Origin of the sequence: Sinorhizobium sp. 22678 (assembly GCF_052044265.1) — a bacterium.
Lineage (GTDB): Bacteria > Pseudomonadota > Alphaproteobacteria > Rhizobiales > Rhizobiaceae > Sinorhizobium > Sinorhizobium meliloti_A.
This window is the reverse complement of record NZ_JBQEMS010000050.1, coordinates 1-10,294: the sequence shown is the minus strand read 5'-3', so window position 1 is coordinate 10,294 and position 10,294 is coordinate 1. Positions and strand designations below refer to the sequence as shown.

Below are 10,294 nucleotides of genomic sequence, written 5' to 3'. Positions count from 1 at the left end.
TCTCCCCGCCGGCGGGGAGAGGGGACCTGCCCTGAAAAATGCTTGGGGCCACTAAGCTGGCCGGCTAGTCCCTTCGCCCCGCTTGCGGGGAGAAGGTGCCGGCAGGCGGATGAGGGGCAGGCCGAGCGTGTCCGGTCCCACGGCACCGCACAACGAGCCGTGCATTATTGGTGCGCTGCCGCAACGAACCTGTCTTGACCGCACCTTCCGATAAGCCCTCTATTCGTCATACTGATCTGCTGGACCAACCAGTGGATCAGTTGGGAGGCCGCGGTGAACGGAAGTCCGATCCTCACGCATATGCCGAAAGTCGGGAAGAGCCTCGAGCGCCGTACCGCGCGCGACCTCATCGCCGACAAGCTTATGGTGCTGGTTGCGACCAACATGCTGAGGCCCGGCGACGTGCTGCCGGGCGAACGCGAGCTTGCGAGCGTGCTCCATGTGAGCCGCGAGACCGTGCGCGGCGCAATCCAGACGCTGGCGGCGCGCGGTGTGGTCGAGGTGTCGCAAGGAAGCCGAACCCGCGTCGGGAATGTCGATCTCAGCCATGTCACAGTGACGATCGCTTCACCGAACGCGATCGACAGCTACGATCTCGAGGACGTTCACGCCGCAAGACTCCATATCGAGTTGAAGGTGGTCGGCGACGCGGCCGAAAACATCGACGAAGAGGCGCTGCGCAAGCTTGACAGCCTTCTCGATGCGCAGAAGATCTGCGGTGACGACGCGATGCGCTTTCTGATCTGCGACCGCGAGTTCCACGTGGCGATCTACCGGGCCTGCGGCAATCCGCTGCTCTCCGATTTTGTCACCGACCTTTACACCTATATGATGGACTACCGGCGCAGCGCCATGTCACGGCCGGGAGCAATCGAAGCGAGCTACAAGGATCACAGCGACATCGTCGCCGCCTTGAGGCGGCATGACCGGGCGGCCGTCGTTGCCGCCTTTCATCATCATCTGATCCGGATCTATGAGACGACGAAGGCTCTGCTGGCGGACGAGGAGGCAGACGGAACGAACAGAAAGTCAAGCTGAGCAGGACCGACCGGGTGGCTGAACAGGAGGAGGTTCGCCGAATATGCATGTAATGGTCATAGGTGCCGCCGGCATGATCGGCCGGAAGCTGGTCGAAAGGCTGGCCGCGGAGCCCGGATCTCTGGGACGCGAGATTGCCAGCCTGACGTTGGCTGACGTGGCTGAGCCGCCCGTGCCTCCGGCGCTTTCGTCGCTTGCGACGACGCTTGCCATCGACCTGTCCACCGAGGGCAGCGCAGAGCGCCTGATCGCGTCGCGGCCCGACGTGATCCTCCACCTCGCGGCGATCGTCTCGGGAGAGGCGGAGGCCGACTTCGACAAAGGCTACCTGGTCAATCTCGACGGCACGCGTGCGCTCTTCGAGGCGATCCGCCGCGAGGGACAGCGCGAGCGCTACCTCCCGCGCGTCCTCTTCGCCTCCTCTATCGCCGTCTTCGGCCAGCCGTTCCCGGAAAAGATCGGCGACGAGTTCTTCACGACGCCGCTCACCAGTTACGGGACGCAAAAGGCGATCTGCGAGCTGCTGCTCGCCGATTATACCCGCCGCGGCTTCTTCGACGGTATCGGCATTCGGCTGCCGACCATCTGCATACGGCCCGGAAAGCCGAACAAGGCCGCATCCGGCTTCTTTTCCAACATCCTGCGCGAGCCGCTCGTCGGCCAGGAGGCTATCCTGCCCGTGGACGAGAATGTCCGGCATTGGTTCGCGAGCCCGCGCTCGGCCGTGGGCTTCTTCATCCATGCGGCGCGAATGGATACCGATATCATCGGACCGCGGCGAAACCTCACCATGCCGGGGCTTTCGGCGCTGGTCGGCGAGGAGATAGAGGCGCTCGGCCGCATTGCCGGCCGGAAGGCCGTGGGCCTCATCCGCCGCGAACCGGACCCGGTGATCCGCACGATCGTCTCCGGCTGGGCGACCGACTTCGATGCCCGCCGTGCCCGAGAACTCGGCTTTACGGCCGAAAGCAATTTCGACGAGATCATCCGCATCCATATCGAAGACGAACTCGGAGGAAGGATCTGAGATGGCCCAGGCGAAGGGATCGGGCGAGGGCAGGATCGCGCTGGTCACGGGCGGCGGGACCGGTGTCGGCCGGGGCATAGCCCAGGCCTTGAGTGCGGAAGGCTACAGCGTCGTCATCACCGGCCGCCGTCCGGATGTACTCGAGGCTGCGGCCGGCGAAATAGGCGGGCGGACCGGCAATATCGTCCGCGCGGTCGTCTGCGACGTCGGCGATCCGGATCAGGTCGCGGCTCTCTTCGCCGCCGTCCGGGCGGATTTCGGCCGGCTGGACCTCCTCGTCAACAATGCCGGCTCCAACGTGCCGCCCGTGCCACTCGAAGATGTGACCTTCGAACAGTGGAACGGTATCGTCGCGGCGAACCTGACGGGCGCCTTTCTGTGTACGCAACATGCCTTCCGGCTGATGAAGGCGCAAACGCCGCGGGGCGGCCGGATCATCAACAACGGCTCGATTTCCGCGCAGACGCCGCGGCCCAATTCGGCGCCCTATACCGCGACCAAGCACGCCATTACCGGCCTCACGAAATCGACGGCGCTCGATGGCCGGATGCACGACATCGCCTGCGGTCAGATCGACATAGGCAATGCTGCGACCGACATGACGGCGCGGATGACACCGGCGTGCTGCAGGCCAATGGCGAGGTTGCGGCGGAGCCGACGATACCGATCGAGCATATCGCCGAGGCGGTCGTCTACATGGCGAGCCTGCCGCTCTCGGCCAATGTTCTAACGATGACCGTGATGGCGACCAGGATGCCGCTGGTCGGCCGCGGATAAAGAGGTTTTCAGCCTGGCGCGATCGCGCAAACGATGAATTTGGCGGCCGCAAGGGTAAAGATCAGTTCTGGGAGGAACGCAAATGGCAGGCGTGGATTTTGTCGATGTTCGGAAGTCCTTCGGTGCTTTCCCTGTCATCAAGGGCGTGAACATCGAGATCGAGGATGGCGAGTTCGTCATTCTCGTCGGCCCTTCCGGTTGCGGCAAATCCACCTTGCTGCGGATGCTGGCGGGTCTCGAAAACATCACCGCGGGCGAAATTCGCATCGGCAATCAGGTGGTCAACCGATTGCCGCCGAAGGACCGCGACATCGCCATGGTGTTCCAGAACTATGCGCTCTATCCGCATATGACTGTCGCCGACAACATGGCCTTCTCCCTGATGCTGGCAAGCAGACCCAAATCCGAAATCGACAAGCGCGTCGGCGTGGCGGCCGAAATCCTCGGCCTTTCGAAGCTGCTGGACCGTTATCCGCGTCAGCTTTCCGGCGGTCAGCGACAGCGCGTCGCCATGGGGCGGGCGATCGTGCGCGACCCGCAGGTATTTCTCTTCGACGAACCGCTTTCCAACCTCGACGCGAAGCTGCGCGTCGCCATGCGCGCCGAGATCAAGGAATTGCATCAGCGGCTGAAAACCACGACCGTCTACGTGACGCACGACCAGATCGAGGCGATGACCATGGCCGACAAGATCGTCGTCATGCATGACGGCATCGTCGAGCAGATCGGCGCACCGCTCGAGCTCTACGACAACCCCGCCAATCTCTTCGTGGCCGGTTTCATCGGCTCGCCTGCGATGAACATGCTCAAGGGCCGCCTCGATCCGGGCAATCCGAATGCCTTCCTCACCGCCGACGGAACGGCTCTGCCCGTGGCGCAGCCGGCGGCAGCGGCCCAAGGGCGCGATCTCGTCTACGGTCTCAGGCCCGAATACATGGCGCTCGACCCGAACGGGCTGCCGGCCGAAATCGCGGTGATCGAGCCGACCGGCTATGAGACGCAGCTGATCGCAAGGCTCGGTGGGCACGATGTGACCTGTGTTTTCCGCGAGAGGGTGAATGCCAAGCCCGGCGAAACGATCCATCTCGCGATCGATGCCGCGCATGTGCACTTGTTCGACGCCGGAACGGGACGGCGGCTGGTCGGCTGACGTCGCTGACGAAGGGAGGAGCCTTCGTGGCCATAAAGATGCCAGGCAATGGCCGGCATCGCTCAAGCCGCATTCGCCAAGCGGGACGGTGAATGCCGGAGGAAGACGCTCCCGCATTTTGAGGAGGAGTAGCATGCCGATAAAGAGACGTGATTTTCTCGCAACCTCCGCCGCACTCGCCGGCGTTGCGGGTCTGGGCATCCGCCCGTCGTTCGCGCAGGCCGAGCCGAGCTACAAGCCGGAGGAGGGGGCAAGCCTCAGGCTTCTCAGATGGACGCCCTTCGTCAAGGGCGATGAAGACGCCTGGATCGCCAACACCAAGAAGTTCACGGAAGCCACGGGCGTCGAAGTCCGCATCGACAAGGAAAGCTGGGAGGACATCCGGCCGAAGGCGGCGGTTGCCGCCAATGTCGGCTCCGGTCCTGATATGGTGATGTGCTGGTTCGACGACGCACATCAATATCCCGACAAACTCGTCGACCTGACGGAGCTCGCCGACTATCTCGGCAACAAATATGGAGGATGGTACGACGGCCTGAAGGGGTATGCGAGCCGCGACGGCCAGTTCATCGCCATGCCGCTGGCCGCGATCGGCAACGCCGTCTGCTACCGCGAGAGCCACATGAAGGCGGCCGGCTTCAGTGAATTCCCGAAGGACACGGCCGGCTTTCTCGAACTCTGCAAGGCCCTCAAGGCCAAGGGAACCCCGGCCGGTTTCCCCCACGGCAAAGCGGTCGGCGACGGCAACAACTACGCCCATTGGCTGCTGTGGAGCCATGGCGGCAAGATGGTCGACGAGAGCGGCAAGGTCACGATCAACAGCCCGGAGACGCTCGCAGCGGTCAACTACGCAAAGTCGCTATACGAGACCTTCATCCCGGGCACCGAAAGCTGGCTCGACATCAACAACAACCGCGCCTTCCTTGCGGGCCAGGTATCGCTGACGGCAAACGGCGTCTCGCTCTACTATGCGGCCAAGAAGGACGCGGCCCTTGCGGAGCTTGCGGCCGACATCCGCACGACCAACTTCCCCGTCGGTCCGGTCGGCCAGAGCGTCGAACTCCACCAGACGAGCTCGATCCTGCTCTTCAAGCACAGCAAGTATCCCGAGGCCGCCAAGGCCTATCTCAAGTTCATGATGGAAGCCGACCAGATGAACGCCTGGATCGAGGGATCGAGCGCCTATTGCTGCCAGCCGCTGAAGGCCTTTGCCGACAACCCGGTCTGGACCTCGGACCCGATCCACGCGCCCTATGCGCGCGCCTCGGAGACGCTGCGGCCGAACGGCTACGCCGGACCGCTCGGCTATGCCTCGGCGGGCGTAATGGCCGACTACGTCCTGGTCGACATGTTCGCCAGTGCGGTCACCGGCCAGGCAACGCCGGAAGACGCCATCATCGAGGCCGAACGGCGGGCGAACCGCTATTATCGCGTCTGACCCCCCGCGGCCCACGGGCCGCCTCAAGCCGGCAGCAAACGCTGCCGGCAAATGCCTCGAGATCCGTTCCTCCAGCCGGAGAAGCCCGATGTCCTCCATAACGCCGTCCGGAAAGCCATCCACCACGGCTTCGCTAATGCAGAACAACAATGTGCTCGGCTTCCTGTTCATGCTGCCGGCAGCCGTCTTTCTGATCTGCTTTCTGACCTATCCGCTCGGGCTGGGCGTCTGGCTCGGCTTCACCGACACACGCATAGGCCGCGACGGCGTCTTCATCGGGATCGAGAACTACGAGTTCCTGGCCCGGGATTCGGTCTTCTGGCTCTCGGTCTACAACACGCTGCTCTACACCTTCGTGGCGTCGATCCTGAAATTCGTGCTCGGGCTCTGGCTGGCGCTGCTGCTGAACGAAAACCTGCCTTTCAAGTCCTTCTTCCGCGCGATCGTGCTCCTGCCCTGGGTCGTGCCGACGGTGCTTTCGGCGCTCGCCTTCTGGTGGATCTACGATTCGCAGTTTTCCATCATCTCCTGGTCGCTGATGCAGCTCGGGATCATCGACGGGCCGATCAACTTCCTGGGCGACCCGAACAACGCGCGCGCTTCCGTCATCGCCGCCAATGTCTGGCGCGGCATTCCCTTCGTGGCGATCTCGCTTCTGGCCGGCCTGCAGACGATCCCGGCTTCGCTGCAGGAGGCAGCCTCGCTCGACGGCGCCACCAGCTGGCAGCGTTTCCGCTATGTAACCCTGCCGATGCTGACCCCGATCATCGCGGTCGTCATGACCTTCTCGGTGCTCTTCACCTTCACCGATTTCCAGCTGATCTACGTGCTGACCAAGGGCGGGCCGGTCAATGCAACCCACTTGATGGCGACGCTTTCGTTCCAGCGCGGCATTCCCGGCGGGCAGCTCGGGGAGGGGGCGGCGATCGCCGTCGCCATGATCCCCTTCCTGCTTGCCGCCATCATGTTCAGCTTCTTCGGTCTGCAACGCCGCAAATGGCAGCAGGGCGGCCAGGATTGAGCGGGAGGACAAAATGAACACGACCACACGAACCGACGACGAGGTCCTCACCGACACGGCCGAGGGGATGAGCTATCTGAACCGCCTGCCGCGGCGGATCGTCGTGCTTTATCTGCCGATGGCGGTCTTCGTCTTCGTACTGCTCTTCCCCTTCTACTGGATGGCGATCACGGCGGTGAAGCCGAACGCGCAGCTGACCGACTACAACAATTACAGCCCTTTCTGGGTGGTCCGTCCGACGCTCGACCACATCAAGTATCTGCTCTTCGAGACCTCCTATCCGGGCTGGCTCTGGAACACGATGCTGGTGGCCGTAGGCTCGACCATCCTGTCGCTGGCCGCATCGGTTTTCGCGGCCTATGCGATCGAGCGGGTGCGCTTCACCGGCGCGCGGCCCGTCGGGCTGCTGATCTTCCTCGCCTATCTGGTGCCGCCGTCGATCCTGTTCATTCCGCTCGCCTTCATCGTCTTCAAATTCGGCATCTACGATTCCAAGCTGGCGCTGATCTTCACCTATCCAACGTTCCTCATACCGTTCTGCACATGGCTCCTGATGGGCTATTTCCGCTCGATCCCCTTCGAACTGGAAGAAAGCGCGCTGGTGGACGGAGCCACGCGCTGGCAGATTCTGGTCAAGATCATCCTGCCGCTCGCCGTGCCGGGCCTGATATCGGCCGGCATCTTCGCCTTCACGCTCTCGTGGAACGAGTTCATCTACGCGCTGACATTCATCCAGTCTTCGGAAAACAAGACAGTACCGGTCGGCGTGCTGACGGAACTGGTGCGCGGCGACGTCTTCGAATGGGGCGCACTGATGGCGGGCGCACTCTTCGGTTCGCTGCCCGTGGTCATTCTCTACTCCTTCTTCGTCGATTATTACGTCTCGTCGATGACGGGAGCGGTGAAGGAGTGAGCTCCCGTCAACGTCTGACGACGAGGAGGACAAATGTCGCGACGATCACCGCGAATGGCACCCAGGCGCCTGCATCCTCCATGGCCAGAAGGGTGAGCGCGCTGAAGACGCACCAGAGGACCGGAATGGGCAGAAGCAGCCACAGCTTCTGCGGCATGAGCGCCAGAAGGGCGCCGAGGGTCACGGCAACGGTCGGGTCCGGCATTGCCCCGAAGGTTTCGGCCGAGGCGGGCGCGCGGCCGGCAAGCAGCGGGCCGAAAGGATAGCCGAGCGAGCCGAAGACCATCAGGCCGATGCCGCCACGGCGGCGCAGGCTGTTCGCGGGCAATACGCCGCCTTGCGTCCACCGGATCGCGAGAAGCAGCAGACCGGCCTGCAGCATGAAGGCCGCCGTCGCATAGGACATCGCCCAGTTTATGGTGGAGTAACGCAGCCAGAGAAATTGCCACGCGCAGAAGAGCCAGGCCAGGGCGAGCGTCGCCATGGCCGCGGCTCGGGCGCGCCGTCCGTCCGTCGCAGTGGCGAAAAGGATGGCAAGCGCGCCCGCGACGAAGACCGGCTGAAGCGGCCAGAGTCCCTGATTGTAGCGTTCGACAAGGCGGAAATAGACGCGCGGCGAAAACATCAGGAAATCCGCGAGCGTGTAGGTCCCCCAGTCCGACATCACGTCAAATCCATATCACGCGCGACTGGATCGTGCTTCACAGCGCCTCCAGATAGGCGGCCATGCGGCGGCGCAGCTTCTCGTCGGGCAGGATGCCTCTCGCAGCCTCCAGGTTCTCCCGTACATGGTCGACGCGCGTAGTCGCGGGGATTGCGCAGGTGACCGCCGGATGCGAAATGATGAACTTCAGGAGAAACTGCGCCCAGCTGCGGGCGCCGGTCTCGGCAATCCAAGACGGCAACGGTTCGTCTTCGACCTGTCGGATCAGATCGCCCTGTCGGAACGGCCGGTTGACGATTACGGCAATGCCCTTCTCCTGCGCCAGCGGCAAGATGCGCTCCTCCGCCTCGCGGTCGAGGATATTGTAGGTGACCTGGACGAAATCGATCGGCCGGGTCGCCATGACCTGCTCGATCTCGCGGTGCCTGCGCCCCTGCGAGGTGGTGATGCCGACATAGCGCAGCCGGCCTGCCGCCTTCATGTCGAAGAGCGCGGGCAGGTGCTCTTCCCAGGAGACGAGATTGTGAACCTGCATGAGATCGAATTTCTCGACGCCCCAGTATTCCTTCGATGCCTCGATCTGGGCCGCGCCGTCGCCGGGATCCGATATCCAGACCTTTTCCGCCGCGAAGAGCCGCTTCGGATGTCCGAGCTTACGGAGGCCGTAGCCGATGGTCGGCTGGGACGATCCGTACATCGGCGAGGAATCGATCATCCGACCGCCGCCTTCGAAGAAGGCAGCGATCACGGCGGCGCATTCGTCCATCAGGACGGGGTCGTCTCCGACGTTGAAAGTGATCCAGGTGCCGAGGCCGACCAGCGGCAGCGCTTCTTCGCTCTTCGGTATGACGCGCGTCGTGAGGTCGGCAGCCTGGCCCCGCGCCCGCGGCATGAGCGGCAGCGACATACCTATGCCCAGGCCCTGGACGACTGCGCGCCGCGTGAAGGTCATCGCTCGCTCCCTTCGGCCCGAAACAATCGAGCCTGTGGCTCATGGGGCGGGATAATAACCCCTGCGGCGCTACTCTGCAGCCACGAAGTCGTGAGCGCGGTGTGCCGTTAAAGACCGGGAAAGGATCGAGAGGACCGGCTCCGAGCAGGTGAAATTCTGGTCGAGGCTGAATTCGATCACCGTGACGATGCCCGGCGGACTGCTGGATGTTTCGGCGGGCGCGGTGGTGCTGCCCGATATGGCGGAATTCCGGATCGTCGATAGTAGAACGCGATGATTGGTAATCTGGGGGACGAAGCGGACTAGCTCCTATGGGCGTTCCGCGGAATCGCGGAGGGCTCCAGTTCATTGATACCGTCGATGCGCTGATCGTTCGCAGGAACGGCCTCGATCTCGAGATTGTGCTTTGCATGGCGCATGTGCTGCCATTCCTTCTCGAGGCGCAGGAATACGTCCGTCGGCATGAATTTTCTCTGCATTCGACCCTCCACGCGGCTGCGTCGAAGAACACGCAAGGAACTGCTTTGTTCCCGCGCCATTATGCAAAACGTGAAAATATAGCGTCCTGGTATGCCTCGAACTGGCCTGACCCGATAGGTGAACCCGCGCTGCTGCTGATCGGTTATGCGGCGGGGTCCACCTATCGTCCCCTCGAAACTGGTGAGGCCGCCTCCTCAATAGCATTCGGCGGGCGGCCTCAAGGCATACGCCTCAACCCGGATTTCACTCCCGGGGCGCGCTCGCGTCAAGGTTTAGCGCTTACTCAATTCGAGTTAGAAAAGATGTATCGGGCGCGTTTGCCTGCCGCGCAAGCCGAATGCGGGACGGCCTAAGTCCTGTTGAGATTCGGTCCACCCGCCGCGGTTTGATCGCCTCATTCCTGTGTTTGTAACAGGAATGCAGCCAGACCAGGTCCTTGGGCTGAAAGAACGATTCCCGCGCCGCAGACGCGGCGCTGCTGGATCCCTGTGACGAGCACAGGGATGAGGGTAGAGAGGGTGCAACCCCTCGGCGCGTTTCGTTGGGTCACAGGCTGATCATTCCCCGCATATTCAGCAGCCGCAGGCCGCATAGAGATTGGCCGCCATGGGCCCGCAACACAAAGCCGCCCGTGTCCGGCTGATGCTGTGAACTTGCAAGAGAACAAGCAGATGGTGCGATCGATCGATTCCCAAGACGCCTGACACGCCGCTCATCTCTATGGCCTTCCAAGGCCGTTGCACTGTTTGGCACAGGCGTTGCGGAAACCATCTTGGCCAGTGGCCCTGTGCGGCCACACCGAAAGGCCGAACATATGGAAGCAAGCGATCCGAT

General features: G+C 62.9%; 9 protein-coding genes and 2 pseudogenes. 8 read left to right on the top strand and 3 right to left on the bottom strand.

Annotation, left to right across the window (positions count from 1 at the left end; all coding sequences use genetic code 11):
* Nucleotides 1-273: 273 nt before the first annotated feature.
* The 7 genes and pseudogenes from ACTJKL_RS31760 to ACTJKL_RS31730 all read left to right on the top strand — a co-directional run bounded on the left by ACTJKL_RS31760 (nt 274) and on the right by ACTJKL_RS31730 (nt 7,364).
* A complete protein-coding gene (locus ACTJKL_RS31760; RefSeq protein ID WP_018096267.1) occupies nt 274-1,038 on the top strand; it encodes a FadR/GntR family transcriptional regulator in 765 nt (254 codons plus the stop codon).
* 43 nt (nt 1,039-1,081) lie between these two features.
* Nucleotides 1,082-2,065 carry a D-erythronate dehydrogenase gene (gene denD, locus ACTJKL_RS31755; RefSeq protein WP_440854741.1) on the top strand — a complete coding sequence of 328 codons (984 nt, stop codon included), beginning with the start codon at nt 1,082-1,084 and terminating at the stop codon, nt 2,063-2,065.
* 1 nt (nt 2,066) lies between these two features.
* Nucleotides 2,067-2,842: pseudogene (locus ACTJKL_RS31750) on the top strand (SDR family oxidoreductase).
* Between the two features lie 82 nt (nt 2,843-2,924).
* Nucleotides 2,925-3,992 carry an ABC transporter ATP-binding protein gene (locus ACTJKL_RS31745; protein WP_440854740.1) on the top strand — a complete coding sequence of 356 codons (1,068 nt, stop codon included), beginning with the start codon at nt 2,925-2,927 and terminating at the stop codon, nt 3,990-3,992.
* Nucleotides 3,993-4,125: 133 nt separating this feature from the next.
* Nucleotides 4,126-5,430 carry an ABC transporter substrate-binding protein gene (locus ACTJKL_RS31740; protein ID WP_018096271.1) on the top strand — a complete coding sequence of 435 codons (1,305 nt, stop codon included), beginning with the start codon at nt 4,126-4,128 and terminating at the stop codon, nt 5,428-5,430.
* An 88-nt stretch (nt 5,431-5,518) separates the two neighbouring features.
* Complete coding sequence (locus ACTJKL_RS31735; protein WP_010976183.1) at nt 5,519-6,451, top strand: carbohydrate ABC transporter permease; 933 nt, start codon at nt 5,519-5,521, stop codon at nt 6,449-6,451.
* Between the two features lie 13 nt (nt 6,452-6,464).
* Nucleotides 6,465-7,364 carry a carbohydrate ABC transporter permease gene (locus ACTJKL_RS31730; RefSeq protein WP_003526374.1) on the top strand — a complete coding sequence of 300 codons (900 nt, stop codon included), beginning with the start codon at nt 6,465-6,467 and terminating at the stop codon, nt 7,362-7,364.
* Nucleotides 7,365-7,371: 7 nt separating this feature from the next.
* On the opposite strand, the gene ACTJKL_RS31725 is transcribed toward ACTJKL_RS31730, so the two are convergent.
* The 3 genes and pseudogenes from ACTJKL_RS31725 to ACTJKL_RS31715 form a co-directional block, all read right to left on the bottom strand.
* Nucleotides 7,372-8,028 (bottom strand): DUF6064 family protein, encoded by a 657-nt coding sequence (locus tag ACTJKL_RS31725; protein ID WP_440854739.1) that lies wholly within the window; start codon nt 8,026-8,028, stop codon nt 7,372-7,374.
* A gap of 37 nt (nt 8,029-8,065) precedes the next feature.
* Nucleotides 8,066-8,980 carry an aldo/keto reductase gene (locus ACTJKL_RS31720; RefSeq protein ID WP_440854738.1) on the bottom strand — a complete coding sequence of 305 codons (915 nt, stop codon included), beginning with the start codon at nt 8,978-8,980 and terminating at the stop codon, nt 8,066-8,068.
* A gap of 118 nt (nt 8,981-9,098) precedes the next feature.
* Nucleotides 9,099-9,244 (bottom strand): annotated as a pseudogene (locus ACTJKL_RS31715) (VOC family protein); the annotation flags it as partial.
* Between the two features lie 47 nt (nt 9,245-9,291).
* On the opposite strand from ACTJKL_RS31715, the gene ACTJKL_RS31710 reads away from it, so the two are divergent.
* A complete protein-coding gene (locus ACTJKL_RS31710) occupies nt 9,292-9,813 on the top strand; it encodes a hypothetical protein (protein WP_440854742.1) in 522 nt (173 codons plus the stop codon).
* Nucleotides 9,814-10,294 lie beyond the last annotated feature (481 nt).

Bases quoted from the DNA above. Each gene is read 5' to 3' on its own strand.
- denD (WP_440854741.1), top strand. From the start codon at position 1,082: ATGCATGTAATGGTCATAGGTGCCGCCGGCATGATCGGCCGGAAGCTG.
- ACTJKL_RS31745 (WP_440854740.1), top strand. From the start codon at position 2,925: ATGGCAGGCGTGGATTTTGTCGATGTTCGGAAGTCCTTCGGTGCTTTC.
- ACTJKL_RS31740 (WP_018096271.1), top strand. From the start codon at position 4,126: ATGCCGATAAAGAGACGTGATTTTCTCGCAACCTCCGCCGCACTCGCC.
- ACTJKL_RS31735 (WP_010976183.1), top strand. From the start codon at position 5,519: ATGTCCTCCATAACGCCGTCCGGAAAGCCATCCACCACGGCTTCGCTA.
- ACTJKL_RS31730 (WP_003526374.1), top strand. From the start codon at position 6,465: ATGAACACGACCACACGAACCGACGACGAGGTCCTCACCGACACGGCC.
- ACTJKL_RS31725 (WP_440854739.1), bottom strand. From the start codon at position 8,028: ATGTCGGACTGGGGGACCTACACGCTCGCGGATTTCCTGATGTTTTCG.
- ACTJKL_RS31720 (WP_440854738.1), bottom strand. From the start codon at position 8,980: ATGACCTTCACGCGGCGCGCAGTCGTCCAGGGCCTGGGCATAGGTATG.
- ACTJKL_RS31710 (WP_440854742.1), top strand. From the start codon at position 9,292: ATGGGCGTTCCGCGGAATCGCGGAGGGCTCCAGTTCATTGATACCGTC.